Annotated in this window: 14 protein-coding genes; 4 read left to right on the forward strand and 10 right to left on the reverse strand. The window is 48.6% G+C overall.

Annotation, left to right across the window (positions count from 1 at the left end; translation table 11 throughout):
- Positions 1–44: 44 nt before the first annotated feature.
- Both RFF05_RS13395 and fliB read left to right on the forward strand, forming a co-directional pair.
- The gene (locus RFF05_RS13395) at positions 45–1,094 is read left to right on the forward strand and encodes a BMP family protein (protein WP_409967561.1); all 1,050 of its coding nucleotides are present in this window, start codon (positions 45–47) and stop codon (positions 1,092–1,094) included.
- A 151-nt stretch (positions 1,095–1,245) separates the two neighbouring features.
- The gene (gene fliB / locus RFF05_RS13400) at positions 1,246–2,274 is read left to right on the forward strand and encodes a flagellin lysine-N-methylase (RefSeq protein ID WP_409967562.1); all 1,029 of its coding nucleotides are present in this window, start codon (positions 1,246–1,248) and stop codon (positions 2,272–2,274) included.
- Here the strand turns inward: fliB and RFF05_RS13405 are convergent.
- Complete coding sequence (locus RFF05_RS13405; protein ID WP_409967563.1) at positions 2,257–2,460, reverse strand: hypothetical protein; 204 nt, start codon at positions 2,458–2,460, stop codon at positions 2,257–2,259. The genes fliB and RFF05_RS13405 overlap by 18 nt on opposite strands.
- On the opposite strand from RFF05_RS13405, the gene RFF05_RS13410 reads away from it, so the two are divergent.
- On the forward strand, positions 2,459–2,602 hold the full coding sequence (locus RFF05_RS13410; protein ID WP_409967564.1) for a class II fructose-bisphosphate aldolase: 144 nt from the start codon (positions 2,459–2,461) through the stop codon (positions 2,600–2,602). The genes RFF05_RS13405 and RFF05_RS13410 overlap by 2 nt on opposite strands.
- Positions 2,603–2,754: 152 nt before the next feature.
- Here RFF05_RS13410 and RFF05_RS13415 read toward each other — a convergent pair whose 3' ends face one another.
- The 8 genes from RFF05_RS13415 to RFF05_RS13450 all read right to left on the reverse strand — a co-directional run bounded on the left by RFF05_RS13415 (position 2,755) and on the right by RFF05_RS13450 (position 12,527).
- Positions 2,755–2,964, reverse strand: coding sequence for a hypothetical protein (locus RFF05_RS13415; RefSeq protein WP_409967565.1), 210 nt, complete (start codon positions 2,962–2,964; stop codon positions 2,755–2,757).
- Positions 2,965–2,967: 3 nt separating this feature from the next.
- Positions 2,968–4,053 carry a galactose/methyl galactoside ABC transporter permease MglC gene (locus tag RFF05_RS13420; RefSeq protein ID WP_409967566.1) on the reverse strand — a complete coding sequence of 362 codons (1,086 nt, stop codon included), beginning with the start codon at positions 4,051–4,053 and terminating at the stop codon, positions 2,968–2,970.
- A 16-nt stretch (positions 4,054–4,069) separates the two neighbouring features.
- Entirely contained in the window at positions 4,070–5,569 is a 1,500-nt protein-coding gene (locus RFF05_RS13425; RefSeq protein ID WP_409967567.1) for a sugar ABC transporter ATP-binding protein, read from the reverse strand.
- Positions 5,570–5,793: 224 nt separating this feature from the next.
- Positions 5,794–6,924, reverse strand: coding sequence for a galactose ABC transporter substrate-binding protein (locus RFF05_RS13430; RefSeq protein ID WP_409967568.1), 1,131 nt, complete (start codon positions 6,922–6,924; stop codon positions 5,794–5,796).
- Between the two features lie 169 nt (positions 6,925–7,093).
- Positions 7,094–8,053, reverse strand: coding sequence for a substrate-binding domain-containing protein (locus tag RFF05_RS13435; protein ID WP_409967569.1), 960 nt, complete (start codon positions 8,051–8,053; stop codon positions 7,094–7,096).
- Positions 8,046–9,779, reverse strand: a complete 1,734-nt coding sequence (locus tag RFF05_RS13440; protein ID WP_409967570.1) for a sensor histidine kinase — start codon at positions 9,777–9,779, stop codon at positions 8,046–8,048. The genes RFF05_RS13435 and RFF05_RS13440 overlap by 8 nt, the downstream gene beginning before the upstream one ends.
- 12 nt (positions 9,780–9,791) lie before the next feature.
- A complete protein-coding gene (locus RFF05_RS13445) occupies positions 9,792–11,354 on the reverse strand; it encodes a response regulator (protein WP_409967571.1) in 1,563 nt (520 codons plus the stop codon).
- A 156-nt stretch (positions 11,355–11,510) separates the two neighbouring features.
- Positions 11,511–12,527, reverse strand: coding sequence for a uroporphyrinogen decarboxylase family protein (locus tag RFF05_RS13450; protein ID WP_409967572.1), 1,017 nt, complete (start codon positions 12,525–12,527; stop codon positions 11,511–11,513).
- Between the two features lie 128 nt (positions 12,528–12,655).
- Here RFF05_RS13450 and RFF05_RS13455 point away from each other — a divergent pair, with 128 nt between their 5' ends.
- Complete coding sequence (locus tag RFF05_RS13455) at positions 12,656–13,474, forward strand: PocR ligand-binding domain-containing protein (RefSeq protein ID WP_409967573.1); 819 nt, start codon at positions 12,656–12,658, stop codon at positions 13,472–13,474.
- A 55-nt stretch (positions 13,475–13,529) separates the two neighbouring features.
- Here the strand turns inward: RFF05_RS13455 and RFF05_RS13460 are convergent, their stop codons facing one another.
- Positions 13,530–14,510, reverse strand: coding sequence for an aldo/keto reductase (locus RFF05_RS13460; RefSeq protein ID WP_409967574.1), 981 nt, complete (start codon positions 14,508–14,510; stop codon positions 13,530–13,532).
- Positions 14,511–14,515 lie beyond the last annotated feature (5 nt).

Raw genomic sequence — 14,515 nt, forward strand, 5'->3', positions numbered from 1 at the left:
GGCATTGCGCAATAGAAATGCCCATATTTTAGGAGGAATTTAAGATGAAGAAGATTCTCGCATTGACCTTGGCTCTGGCAATGAGCCTGTCTCTGGCTGCTTGTAGCAGCAGTGACACTAGCACCACCACTGAAAGCACCACCACTGAAACCGCAACCACCGAAACCGCAACCACTGAAACCACCACCGAAAAGACCTATAAAATCGCCATGATTTGCGACTCTAGCATCAACGATGGTGGCTGGGGTGCCGCCTGCTACACCGCTATGGTAAACGCCGCCGAAAGTCTGGGTTGGGAACACCAATACACCGATTCCATTGCCCAATCTGACTACGTGGACTCCATGCTCAGCTATTGCGATCTGGGTTACGACATGATTTTCCTGCCCGGTAACCAATACACCGACGCCACCATCCAAGTGGCCGCTGACTATCCCGACACCTGCTTCACCCTCTTGAACGGTGCAGAAGATGTGCCCACCGACAACATCACCTCTCTCCTGCCCAACGCTGACCAAATCGGCTATCTGGCAGGCGCTATGGCTGGTTTGATGACCGAATCCAACGTGCTGGGCTTCATCGGTGGCATGGAAATCGACACCACCAAGCAAAAATTGGCTGGCATGGAAGCTGGCGCACAAGCCATCAACCCTGACATCACCGTGCTCAGCGCTTACGCTGGCTCTTACAGCGACACCGCCAAGGGCATGGAACTGGCAAATGGCATGATCTCTGAAGGCGCTGACGTGTTCTTCGGCGATGCTTCCTCCGTGGACTCTGGCGCACGCCAAGCCATCGACCAAGTTAACGATGCCAATGGCGCAATCACCATCTACGACATCGGTCAACCTGCTGATATTCTGGGTCAAAACCCCTGTGTCATCACCAGCGTGGTCACCGATAACTCTGGTATGCTCCGCGTGGCTATGGAAGCTATGATGGCTGGCACCTTCGGCAACGAAGTGGTGTACGGCACGTTGGAAAACGGCTGTTTGTCTGTGGGCGCCATCAATGACGAATTGGTCAGCGCTGAGGCACAAGAAGCGTTCTACGCTCTGGTAGACGAAATTGCCGCAGGTACCTTCCCCGCATAAGGATTTGCGCATCTTGTTCAATAAAGGAGAGGGTTTGTGATGATCACAAACCCTCTCTTTTTGTATCTGCTGGACAGGTGTGGGCATTTCTGATATAGTAAGGGTAAAACCCACAACTGTTACGCTAGAATGGTTGTAAAAAGGAGGGCGCATGGAACGTATTCGACCTTGGTTTTATGACCAATTTCAGTGCATTGCCCACCTGTGCGACGACACTTGTTGCGCTGGCTGGGAGATTTATATTGATGATGCCAGCTTGGCAAATTACCGTGGTGATGGCTCGGAATTTGGGCTGTATCGCCAGTCCAAAATCATAGAAAGAGCCGATGGTGCCACCTTCGCCTTGGGGGAAAACAAGCGATGCCCCTTTCTCAACGCGCAGAATTTGTGCACTATGATTTTGGAGGACGGGGCGTCTTCGCTGTGTCATATTTGTACCCATCATCCCCGATTTTACAAAGAATACGGGCACTATGACGAGCAGGGGATTGGTCTTTGTTGCCCAGAGGGAAGCCGTTTATTGCTGTCTGCACCGCTGCGCTTTCAGCGCCATCAAGTAGACGGTGACACCCCACTAGACCCTATGGCAGAGACCATATTTTCGCTCCGCGGTCTGTTGCAAGAGATTTTGCTAGACAGGGAACTTCCCTTTACAGACCGCTGTTTGGAAGGAATGGAACTTGCCCAGCAAGCCCAAAGCCAACTCTATGGCGATGGGGCACCGCAAGGGGAAGTCCTTGCCACCAAGGAAATCTTTTGGCAGGTGCTACTGAAAGAAATGATGGCGCTAGAGCCCATCGACCAAGGGTGGCAAACCTATTTGGAGGCCATGGAAGCCCAGTTGCCACGCTTGCTTGCAAGGGAGGGGGATTTCTGCAACAGCGATGCCTATGACCCCGACCAATATGGTGACATTGCCGCCTATATTTTGTACCGCCATTTCCCTGACGCCTTGTGGGATGGCGAGATTGTAGCGCGCTTCACCTTTGCTGTGCGCAGCACGTTATTTATCCATCTGTGCTATGTGTCAGCGTGGTTAGAGCAGGGTGCTTTGACCCAAGAGGACAAGGCGATGCACTTGAAAAACTGGTCAAAACAGGTGGAGTATAGCGATGAAAACACCCAACAATTTTTGCAATCATGCAAGGAAAATCCTGTGCTTTTAGGGCCGTGTAGATAAAAGCAAAAGCGCCCCATCGCCAACCCCGATAACCAGAATTTGAAGCAGAAATTGCAGTTGATTGCACAGGGAAATGGCGCTCATGGCGTTTTGGCTGTAGCGCCCAATCCCCAGTGATTTTAATGGTGAACTGTGACGCACGGCGCGATTTAGGCGTGGAATATGGGGGAGCTTGCTCCGCTCCATGGCAGAAGTCGCTACCGTTCCTGTTGGGGGACACTTAGACCACAGCGGTGACCTTGAAACGGTGAAGCGTGCCAACAACTGTGGGTTCTCCACGGTGATGTTCGGCGCCCTTCGCCTTAAGCATCAAGGCTATTGCATCTAAATGAACATAGCGCAGCTATCTCTGTCAGACTGACGGAGATAGCTGCGCTTGTTGCTTTTATGATGTGGCTATAAAGAGCCTGTTGGAGTTTGGTCAAAGGCTTGCTGTGTTTCGTGCTGTTTCGGTGGTGGGCTTCAACATAAGCAATTGTCTTATAACAAAATGCCAATGACAATGGCCACGGCAATGCCGAGGGTACCTAAAATGATGACGTAATCCAGCACTTTGATTGGAACATTCACGCGGTCGTAAATATTATGGGTGCTGGTTTTAGGTGCGTCTGCCGCTTCTTTGGCGGCTTTTAATTCATCGTACTCCTCTTGAGAAATGAGCACTTGGTTGTCGTTGCGTTGTTCTTCCATGGCTTATTTCTTGGTCAGATACTTACGCATATCGATGGCGCAGGCCACCAAAATGATACCGCCACGGACGATATAGGTGATGGAACCGGGCACATCCAGGAAGATCAGAGCGGCGTTGATGATTTGCAGCAAGATAACGCCCATGATGACGCCTTGGATTTTACCAACACCACCAGTGAAGGACACGCCACCGATAACGCAAGCGGCAATGGCATCGCCTTCGTAGCCGTAACCAGTTGCGGCGGTGTTAGAGCCTACACGAGCGGATTCCAAGAAGCCAGTGAGACCATACATCAGACCTGCCAGAGCAAAGACCATCACGATGGTTTTGAACACAGGCACACCAGACACGCGGGCGGCTTCTTCGTTACAGCCAACAGCGAACATGTTGCGGCCAAAGACGGTCTTGTTCCACACCACCCACATGATAGCGGTGATGACAACTGCATAGACCAGCACCCACGGGATATACAAATCCGCCTCATCGCCCAGCACACCGCCTAACACGAAGGAGGTATAACGGGTATCCAAGCCACCCAGAGGTGCGCCAGCGTTGGTGCCGAAGGTGACATACAGCAGGGACAGACCATAGATAATCAGTTGGGTACCCAAGGTAACGATGAAGGGATGGAGCTTAAAGTAAGCCACCATGAAGCCGTTGAACGCACCCAAAACACCTGCAACCAGCATAACCAACAACATGGTAATCACCAGTTGCCCAATGATGATAGAAGTCCCATCTTGGGGCAACCATTGCAGTTCTTGGTACATTTTGGCGGCATAAGTAGGAGCTTGGAGCATAGAGGCCGAGATACAAGCGGTCAAGCCAAGCATACGCCCAGCGGACAGGTCAGTACCTGTGAGCACGATGCACCCTGCAATACCCAGCGCCATCACCAGACGGGTGGAGCTAAGGGTCAAGATGTTGATGATGGAGCTGGTGGAAATAAAGCGAGAGTTTACGTTCACCACGTAGATAATCAAGAGCGCAATGAGAATGTAGAGTGCGTTGTCGATGAGTTTTTCAAAAATGAAGGATGTTTTTTCCTTGCTAGACAGGGCTTTGAAGCCACTGATTTGTTCTTTCATGGGTTCCTCTCCTCTGTTATTGATATTTGGTGGCTAGGGTCATAATTTCTTCTTGAGATGTATTTTTTGCGTCTACAATGCCAGCCATGCGACCGTTGGACATAACCAAAATACGGTCACAAATGCCCAACAGTTCGGGCATTTCAGACGACACCACCATACAGCACTTGCCTTTAGTGGCTTGGTCGTTGATCAGCTGATAAATTTCGTATTTGGCGCCCACGTCGATACCACGGGTGGGTTCATCCAAAAGAAGCACTTCTGGGTCTGTCAGGAGCCAGCGCCCGATGATGACCTTTTGTTGGTTGCCACCAGAGAGGGACTTGATGGGGGTTTTGTGGCTTGGGGTGCGTACACGCATGGAGTCAATGGTCCACTTTGCTTGCTCCACCACTTTCTTATCGTCAATCAAACCGCCAGTTTTGCAGTTTTTCAAGTTGGAAATGGTGGCATTTTCAGCAATGCTACGCACAGGCAAAATGCCAGTGGCACGGCGTTCTTCGGTGAGGAGGGCGAAGCCATTGCGGATGGCCTTGCGAGGTGTGCGGTTGTTGATTTTCTTGCCTTTAATGAAAATTTCACCGCTTTTCACCGTGGCATAGCCGAAGATGTTTTCCAGCAGTTCCGTCCGACGAGAGCCAACCAAACCAGCCACACCCAGCACTTCGCCGTGCTTGAGTTCAAAGGAGACATCTTTGATGGTGGGGGCATACATCCCAGTGAGCCCCTTGACCTCCATGTATGTTTCCCCCACTTCGTTGGTTTTTGGGGGATAGCGGTCGTTGATTTCACGACCCACCATTTGACGGATGATTTCGTTCATGGTCAAGTCTTTTGCGGCTGTGGTGGACACGTAGCCACCGTCACGCATGATGGTCACTTCATCGGAAATGGCCAAAATTTCGTCCATTTTGTGGCTGATGTAAATCATGCCAACCCCACGGTCACGGAGCTTGTTGATGATGCGGAACAAATGGGCCACTTCTGTGTCGGACAGAGAGGATGTGGGTTCGTCAAACACCAAAATTTTGGCATTGTAGGAAACAGCCTTGGCAATTTCCACCATTTGACGACCAGACACGCTCAGGTTGCCCAAAATAGCACGAGGGTCCACGTCGATTTCCAAATCTTCTAGGATTTCTTTGGTTTTCACGTACATGATTTTGTCGGAGACCAGACCGCCTTGGGTGGGATAGCGACCCAGCCACAGGTTATCCATCACGTTTCGCTTGGTGACTTGGTTCAGTTCTTGGTGCACCATGGCCACGCCATTTTCCAAAGCTTGTTTTGGGTCAGTGAACTTCACGGGTTTGCCTTCGATACAAATTTCGCCACTGTCTTCGATGTAGATACCGAATAGGCATTTCATCAATGTGGACTTGCCAGCGCCGTTTTCGCCCATCAAGGCATGAACGGTGCCCTTTTTCAAGGTAAGCTGCACATTGTCCAAGGCCTTAACACCTGGGAATTGTTTGTTGATGCCCTGCATTGATAGCAGGGGGTGTGCATCTTTCATTTTTAAAAATTCCTCCCCTTTTCCATTTTCTCCATTATATGTAAATACAGGCTAAATTTCAATGCAATATCTAATTAATATTGACATAACATCTATGTAAATATTGTAAAAAATCGTAAGAATTTATATACATATACAAATTCTTACGATTTTTTTATGAAATTGTAAACTCTCTATTTTTGTAAATTTATTACAAAATTAAAGCTTAAAATTCACACGGTATCTTAGCCGATCAAATCGGTGGGATAGGGGCTGTAGGGGAAGAAGATGTCTTTGGTGCCGTCTTCGAATGCCCAGTCAGTGCCGTCCAGAGGTTCGCCGCCAGTGAAGACGTTGAAGGCCACGGTGGCAACATATTCAGCAATCAATTCGGGGTCTTGGCCAGCGGAGCCCAGCATGGTGCCGGCATCGATGTAAGTCTTAGCTTCGTCGGTGGCGTCAACGCCCAGAACGGGAACAGCCTTGTCAGCGGATTGGTTCCAGCCCATGGTTTGCAGAGCTTGGATGGCGCCAATTGCGATGGAGTCGTTGTTTGCGAACACCAGTTCAACGCCTTCGGTGGCGGAGATGGGGTTCGCAGTCAGGAAGGTATCCATACAGTCTTTACCCTTGTTGGTAGACCAGTCATCAGCCAAGTAGTCGGTACCCATTTGTTCCAGAGCGGGCATGCCAGCTTCAGCGAACAGTTCGTTGGTGCGGGTCACAGCAGCTTCGGTACGGCCGTTTGCTTCGGCGTGAGACAGGTCGGAACGAATCATCACGTATTGGATGACGCCATCGCCGTTACGGTCATATGCGTCGTAGTCAGCCAAGATGGTAGTAGCAGCCATTTCGCCTTGCATCAAACCGCCGCCGCGAGCATCAGAACCCACGAACCAGCATTGGTCGTAAGATTGGATGATGTCTTCATCGGGTTGTTGGTTGTAGAACAGGATGGGGATACCAGCGGATTTGGCTTTGTCAACCACGTTTTGTGCGGAAGAGATATCAGCCATACCAACCACCAACATGGTAGCGCCCTTTTGGATGGCGTTATCAATTTGGTCGTTTTGGGTGCTTTGGATGCCGCCGCCATCGTTGAAGTTGTAGTTGATGCCAGCTGCTTCGTAAATCACTTTACAAGCATTCATAACTGCGTTTTGTTGTGCATCGGAGAAGTTGTACACGAAGTGTTCCAACATCAATTCGCTGGTGTCAGCATCGCCCAGAGCGGCGGTGATTTCAGCCACGGTTTCATCGACAGCCTCGGTGGCGGTGGTTTCGGTGGTTGTGGTGGTGGAATCGCTGGAGGAGCTACAAGCCATCAGGCTCAGAGTCATGGTTGCGGCCAAGAGAATAGAGAATAATTTTTTCATTTTTGTAATCCTTTCTTATTTGGTTTTGTCTATTATAACAAACAAGACCAGAAAGACAATGCAAAATCTTATTGATATTTCCATATGTCGCTGTGTAAAAATGTAAAAAATCGTAAGAATTTTAAAATGTGTATAAATTCTTACGATAGTTTTACAAAAATGTTAAATTTTAACTGTCAGCATAAAATGGAAACAGCGCCGTTTGCAGTTCAAACATATTTTCTCGGGTCACCACGTGGGTGCCAGTGTCGATGCTTACATCTTCTAATCGCGTGCCGCTGAGCAACTGTATGGCATATTCAGCCCCCAGATAGCCCATGGCAAACTGATTTTGCACAATGGTCACGTCAATGATGCCCCGCTCTAAGTAATCCAGCACTTGGGTGTTGTTATCAAACCCAACGCAAATCAAATCGGTGCGGTCCAATGCCTCCAATGCGGCACACATCCCCACGGTGGTCAACTCGTTAAAGGTGGCAATCCCAGCCAAGGTGGGGTAGGTTTCAATCATTTGCACAGTCACTTCTTGGCACAACGATGGCACAGAGGGAATCATTTCATCGGCCAAAACCACAACCCCATCATATTGGGCAATGGCATCGTAAAACCCGTTGACGCGGTCGTTGCCGTTTTGGGTCACTGTATCAAAGGAAATCACAGTAATATCCCCTTGATACCCCAGCATCTCTGCCATTTTTTCGCCCATTTGGAACCCTGCCACATAGTTGTCGGTAGACACCCGCACCTTCACCTCTGGCACGTTGACATCACTGTCAAACACCACCACTTCAAGGCCTGCATCCATGGCTTCTCGCACTGGTTCGGCCAAGTCTTCATAGCTGTTGGAGGAGATGATGATGGCATCAAAGTCTTCGGCAATGGCTTGGCGGACAATGGCAATTTGCCCATCAATGTCCTCTTCACTGTCGGTGTTGCGGACTTCGCCATATACATTATATTCTGCCACTGCCGTTTCAAAGCCTTCAATGGCGATTTGCCAAAAGGTGGACAAAGAGGATTTCGGGATGAACATCAGGCGGTATTGCTGGCTGGTTTGGTTGTTGGCGGCAAAATGAGCCGTGGCAATCACACCCACCACGCAGAGAATCACCAGTATTTTTTTAAGCATGGTCATCACCTTCTGTTCTGGGAATTTTAATGCGGACGGTGGTGCCTTCATCCAGTTCACTTTCCACGCTGACACCATAGTCTGCACCATAGAAGATTTTCACCCGATTGTGGACGTTTTTCACACCAACCCCTGCTTTGTCGCTGTTTTGTTTATAGAGGTGGTCAATCTGGTCTTGATCCATGCCAATGCCGTTGTCGGTCACTTCAAAAATGATATCTTGCCCTTGGCTGTATCCGCGGATGATGATTTCCCCTGCGTCTACCATGCGGTTGAGCCCATGGTAAATGGCATTTTCAATAAAAGGTTGCAATAAAATTTTCAAGCATTTGCACTGCAAAATCTCTGGCTCCACTTGAATATCATAGGTGAAATCATCTTGATAGCGGATGTTTTGGATGAAGAGGTAGCTTTGGGCGTGTTGAATTTCATCTTTGATGGTGATGGTGTCTTTACCACGGCTGAGGGAGATGCGGAAAGTATCAGACAGGGCGGCCACCATTTTAGCTGCATCTTCGTTGCCTTTTTCTTGGCAGAGCCAGAAAATAGAGTCTAGGGTGTTGTATAAGAAATGGGGGTTTATCTGAGATTGCAAGGCTTTGAGCTCACTTTTGCGCAATTCCTTTTCCTCGTACACCACACGGTCTTTCAGCTCTTGAATGCTCACGCCCATGTTGTTGAAGGTCGCGTTTAATTGTCGCACTTCTTCAAAGCCATCTAATCCCAAACGCTGGAAGGAGTCAATGTCCTTGTCAAAATGAAGCATTTTGTCAATCAAGGTTTGGAATGGGCGGGTCAACCCTGTAGACAGGGCGCTGCCTAAGGTGAGTGTCAACAAAATGGATAGCAAAATCACAATGACGCCATAAGCGATGAATTCATCGTTTTTCTCCGACACCATTTCCTCTACGCTACTGACGCCGATGATGTTCCAGTTGGTACTGTCCACTTGGGTTAAGCCATAGATGCTGGTTTCGGATGAGGCAGTGCCATTGGCGTACAACTGGGGTAAAATTTCCATATTTTCGTCCATCAAGCCAGAATAAATCAGCCGCTGTTTGGGATGGTAAATTACCTGTCCATCTGGGTCAGCCACATATACATAACCCCGACTACCAATGGAAATCTTATCGATATATTGGGAGATTTTACTAAACGCAATATCCATGCTCACGTAATACAACGCGCCTTGCGCCCCGTGGGTTTCCATGGAGAAGGTGACCACCCAAGGGTATTGGGCGTAAAACAAATTGTTGACATGGGGCGCAGAAATATAAAAGCCGCCAGATGCCACGATGCTCTCTAAATCAAAAGAGAGGTTATTGTCGTTATAATTGGACTTTAAAATAGCGTCATCGTCTTTCACGCAGGTCACCAAGGTGCCCCATTGGTCATAGACGGAAATGGTGACAATGTCAGAGTTCAAATCAAAAATGGCCTGTAGCAATTCTTCCTTGTTTTCTTGGTTGTCATCTAACCAGATGGCTTCGATGCCCTCGAGCTGGTCTCGCTTCTCCGCCACAAAGGAGGAGATGACACGGGCAATGTTTTGGGTGGACTGGGCGGTGGATTGCAAGGCAGAGTCCACCACGGTGCGGTTGAACCCTGTCAACAAAAAGGTAGAGCACACCAGTAAGGCCAGCATGGTGTTTACCAAAATGGCCACAAATATAACGGTTTTTAAAGACCAGCCCTTGGCTTTTATTTGTTGCACCAACGATTTCATAGACGTAATCCTTTACATGGTTTTTTCTTTGCGTACAGTGTTGGGGGATTTGTCAAAGTATTTTTTAAATGAATAGGAAAAATAGTGTTGGTTGGCATATCCACAGGCTTCGGAAATATTTCGAATTTTTTGGTTGGTGGTCAGTAACAAGGTGTTGGCTGTTTCCATCCGCACTTGGGTCAAAATATCCACGAAGCTATTGCCTGTTGTCTTTTTGATGATGCTAGAGAGATAGTTGGGGGAGCAGTGGATTTGGTTGGCAATATACCCGAGGCTGATTTCAGGATTGGAAAATTCGTCGTGGATGATATCGATGGCGGTTTTGCATAAGGTATCCACCGACTTTTCCCGCCGTGCTAAGATTTTCTGGGTTATAGATAAGCTCAGGGTCAGGAGCTCTCGTTTCATTTCCTCATCAGGTAGGTTCACTGAGGCCATGCGCAAAATGCCTTCGCGGTCGTTGTGTTCCAGTGTCCCACTGATGCGAAAGAGTACACTGAGCACTTGCATGGTCACGCTGTGAAGGGTGATGTCGTTTTGGTGGGCAGAGGCAAACATGATGTTTAAAACTTCTTCAACCTCGGGGCTATCCCCTGCCAAAATAGTGCGAGATAAGGTTTCGGTTGATTGAATGACAGGCTCTTGTATGGCGGCAATGTCGCGGATTTGCACAATTTGAGCGCTGGATTTATCCATGATGCTCAACGCGTTATAGGCTTGGCGGAAGGCCAGATGGCTTTGGGTCAGAGTGTCGTAAAATTCACTTTGCACCACATAGGTTTTGGCATTGATGACCCGTTTGGCGCTGAGGACAATGTCTTTGGATAAAATGGGCAGATACTGGGTCAGGGTGTCCTTGGCCCCATAGGCAATGACCACGCTGAAATCCCGATACAGCGAGCAGATGCAGTTTAAATATTTTTGGGAGATAATCTTGGTGATGTTGTAGACCCGGCGGTCCCCTTCTTCGGTGTTGGCGGATGGGGTCAGATATTCACTTTTTACCAAAAACAGCACGAATTGCATGTCATCTTCTGGGGCAAATCGTCGCGCAAGGGCGATGTTATCCAAGGCATCTTTCAACTGGCTGGGGGTTAAACCGTCTTGGATGAGCCGCGTCACCAGTAAATCCCGTTTGGTGTTTTCTAGTTCTTTCACCATGTCGTGGTGGTCGTCAATGTTGAGGATTTCGGAGAAGTTGTGGTCTAACTTTTGCTTGATGTTGGCAAATTCTCGTAATATTTGTTGGGTGGTGATGGGCTTGAGCAGATATTCTAAGATGTTGTAGCGGATGGCCTGCTTGGCGAATTCAAATTCTTCATGGCCTGAGAGAAACACGATTTGCATACTGGGGCGAATTTCTCGCGCCGCCCGCGCCAATTCAATACCACCCATAATGGGCATTTTAATATCGGTGACCAGCAGGTCGATATCGTATTTTTCAATATATTCCATGGCCTCAATGCCATTGGATACATCGGCTACAATTTCAAAGCCCAATTCAGCCCAATCCACAGCATTGAGCAGTGCGCGCTTAATATGTTCTTCATCGTCAGCAAATAAGACCGTATACACACGTTCACATCCTTTGTATTATTTTCACAAACAAGCAGGGTGATATCTTAATTATTATAGCAAAATTTACAATTCAATACAAGCGTTCTTTCTAGAAAATTCTGCCATTGTTCCATAATAGAAAAACGTGCCACTGGGCACGTTTTTCTATAGACTTTATTGTTGAGGTACTTGGTTTTGGAAATGCTCTAACAGTGCAACCAAGTTTGCTGGGGGCACATCGAATTCAATGGCATGGGTGGGTGCCCAGATGTAGCCGCCGTTGCCGTAGGCCATGTTTTTGATGGCATCTGCCACTTGAGGCACTTCTTCAGCAGTGACGTAAGGCAGAGCTTGTTGGGTGGAAATGCCGCCCCAGAATGCCAGCTTGTCGCCCACGCGGGCTTTTACTTCTGTCACATCGTAAATTTCGGGTTGGAAGGTTTGGTAACAATCTAGGCCGATTTCCACCAAATCTTCTAAGATTTCAGCACAATCGCCGCAGGAATGTTGGATGACAAACTTGCCGTTTTTCTTGGCGTGTTCATACATTTTTGCCATGCGAGGCTTGATGAAGCGGCGCCAGTGGTTTGGCCCCATAATCAGACCCTTTTGTTGACCCCAGTCGTCACCGAAGTAGATGGCGTCCAAGTCGTATTCGTTATAAATGTCGATGACCTTCAAGTTGTGTTCCAGAATTTTATCCAGCAATTCATCCACGAACTCTTCATCGGTAATCATCCAGACCAGAGCGTTTTCCATGCCACAATAGCTCCACAGCCGTTCAAACATGGAGAAGCCAACCCCTGCAAAGGTGAAGCGATCGCCCTTGGTGGCAATCAATTCTTCCACTTCGGCGCGAATCCGTGCTTCAGGGAATTCAGGGGTGGGATAGAGCTCAATTTCAGGTTCATCGATGGTGATGTCAGACAGGCCGATGTCTTTGTCTGCGCCGCTACGGTTCCAAGTGACACCGAAGCCGTCTTTGAAGTGTTCGGGCTTGTCGGCTAGCTCGGTAGGATAGTTCCAATATTGCACATAGTGGAGGTGACAGCCGTATTCCTTTAGGGGGTCTTCCATGCCAGTGTATGCCTTGAGTTGATCCAATGCTTGTTCGGTGCAGTCCATGTTATAGGGGACGATGTCGGTATTTTGGTGGCGCAGGGCTTGAATAACACGTTCGCGCTTTGTCATAAAATTTTCTCCATTCCTATAAAGTTTTTCCTTTTTCTTACTATTATATTGACAAATACATAAAAAGCAATGTACTATTGTTTTATATAAGTACAATTGTAAAATCACTTGCCATATAGGAGGGGGATATGCTGAATTTTGACCGCAAGAAGCTACTGGAAGTGCTTAAAGCCTTTTATGCCGCCACAGGAGCCCGTGTTGCCATTTATAATCTTGACCATTGTGAAATCGCCAGCTACCCCCCAGTCTTTGGGTCTTTGTGCGATTTTTTGCGCCAAGAGCCTGTGATTGATGCCATGTGTCAGCGGTGCGATGAGGCTGGGTTTGCCCAGTGCCAGAAAACCAAAACCCAATATTTGTACTACTGTCATATGGGGCTTTGCGAGGCAGTGGCGCCGATTATGCTCAACAATCGCTTAGAGGGGTACATCATGATGGGGCAGGTGTTGCCATCGAAAGAAGAGGTGCTGCGCCACGCCGGTCAATATCTGCTAGATACCGCCGCTGTCCAAGCCTTACTTGAGCCCATGGACACCATGACGTTGGAGTCGTTGGAGGGCATTGGATTTTTGATGAATATCTGTGTGGAATATTTGGGGATGCGCAACGTGATTATAACCGCCACCTCACGGGCGGAAAAATTTGATGAATACATCCGCAATCACTTGGCAGAGCCTCTGTCTCCCCAAGAAATTGCCAATCACTTTTTCGTCTCACGCACCACCTTACACACCATCATCAAAGAGGCCTACGGTATGAGCCTGACCCAACGGATTAATTTTTTGCGGATTGAGCAGGCTAAGGTGTTGCTTTTAGAAGGCAAGTCAGTGGAAGCGGTATGGAGTGAAGTGGGGTTTCATGACCGTAATTATTTTTATAAAAATTTCAAGCGATACAGTCAAATGACCGTGAAAGTATTTTTGTTTCAGCACCAGCGAAATGGATGAGCTGTGCTGGGTATGTATGGTCGTGTTTCGCCAAGGGTGGCATCTCGATTACGCCTTACCATTGGGGATGGATTTCCGCCCTGAGGTATTGGTTGTAAACCGCTTCGACTCCAGCCATTTGCTCTGGGGTGAGGGCAGGTAGCTGGGCGGCACGGACGTTGGAGAGAACTTGTTCTGCCTTGCTGGCACCAGGGATGACCACGCTGATGGCGTCGTGCATCAAAATCCACCGCAGGGCATAGGGGATTAAATCCTCTGTGCCAAAGAGGTTTTTCAGTTCTGCCACGGCTTGCAACCCCATGTCGTAGGGTACGCCAGAGAAGGTTTCCCCCTTGTCAAAGGCATCGCCATTGCGGTTGAAGGTACGATGGTCGTCTGCGCCAAAGTTGGTTTGGGCGCTGTACCGTCCAGTGAGCAAACCGCTGGCCAAAGGCACACGGGCAATGATGCCCACATTGGCGGCTTTGGTTTTGACAAACAGATCCTCCAGTGGTTTCAGGCGGAACATATTGAAAATTACTTCCATGGCCGATACGTTGTACTCCAGTGCTTGGATGCCTTCGCTGACCTTTTCGATGCTGACACCGTAGCTGGCGATTTTTCCTGCCTGCTTCAACTTGTCAAGGCTGGTAAACAGGTCGTCTTTATGATACACAGAGGAGGGTGGGCAGTGCAAGAGCACCATGTCCAGTTGCTCCAAACCCATGCGATTGAGGCTCTGGTCAACAAAGCCAGCAATGTTTTCTGGGGTGTAGCCAGCATCCACATGGGGGTTCAGTTGACGCCCTGCTTTTGTCACAATATAGGGGCGATTGTCCATGGTTTTGATGAATTTACCGATGGATTTTTCACTTTCGCCACCGTTATACACGTCGGCAGTGTCGATGAAATTGATGCCGTTTTCCACGGCAGTTTCCAAGATGGTTTTGGCTTCTGCGTCGTTGAAGGCATCGCCCCAACGGGTACCCAGTTGCCATGTGCCAAGACCGATTTCAGATACGGCAACCCCTGTGTTGCCAAAGATACGTTGCTTCATAATCA

The sequence above is a fragment of the Bengtsoniella intestinalis genome, from assembly GCF_039719005.1.
Classification (GTDB): Bacteria; Bacillota; Clostridia; order Oscillospirales; family Oscillospiraceae; genus Oscillibacter; species Oscillibacter intestinalis.

Bases quoted from the DNA above. Each gene is read 5' to 3' on its own strand.
- RFF05_RS13395 (WP_409967561.1), top strand. From the start codon at position 45: ATGAAGAAGATTCTCGCATTGACCTTGGCTCTGGCAATGAGCCTGTCT.
- fliB (WP_409967562.1), top strand. From the start codon at position 1,246: ATGGAACGTATTCGACCTTGGTTTTATGACCAATTTCAGTGCATTGCC.
- RFF05_RS13410 (WP_409967564.1), top strand. From the start codon at position 2,459: ATGGCAGAAGTCGCTACCGTTCCTGTTGGGGGACACTTAGACCACAGC.
- RFF05_RS13405 (WP_409967563.1), bottom strand. From the start codon at position 2,460: ATGGAGCGGAGCAAGCTCCCCCATATTCCACGCCTAAATCGCGCCGTG.
- RFF05_RS13415 (WP_409967565.1), bottom strand. From the start codon at position 2,964: ATGGAAGAACAACGCAACGACAACCAAGTGCTCATTTCTCAAGAGGAG.
- RFF05_RS13420 (WP_409967566.1), bottom strand. From the start codon at position 4,053: ATGAAAGAACAAATCAGTGGCTTCAAAGCCCTGTCTAGCAAGGAAAAA.
- RFF05_RS13425 (WP_409967567.1), bottom strand. From the start codon at position 5,569: ATGAAAGATGCACACCCCCTGCTATCAATGCAGGGCATCAACAAACAA.
- RFF05_RS13430 (WP_409967568.1), bottom strand. From the start codon at position 6,924: ATGAAAAAATTATTCTCTATTCTCTTGGCCGCAACCATGACTCTGAGC.
- RFF05_RS13435 (WP_409967569.1), bottom strand. From the start codon at position 8,053: ATGCTTAAAAAAATACTGGTGATTCTCTGCGTGGTGGGTGTGATTGCC.
- RFF05_RS13440 (WP_409967570.1), bottom strand. From the start codon at position 9,779: ATGAAATCGTTGGTGCAACAAATAAAAGCCAAGGGCTGGTCTTTAAAA.
- RFF05_RS13450 (WP_409967572.1), bottom strand. From the start codon at position 12,527: ATGACAAAGCGCGAACGTGTTATTCAAGCCCTGCGCCACCAAAATACC.
- RFF05_RS13455 (WP_409967573.1), top strand. From the start codon at position 12,656: ATGCTGAATTTTGACCGCAAGAAGCTACTGGAAGTGCTTAAAGCCTTT.
- RFF05_RS13460 (WP_409967574.1), bottom strand. From the start codon at position 14,510: ATGAAGCAACGTATCTTTGGCAACACAGGGGTTGCCGTATCTGAAATC.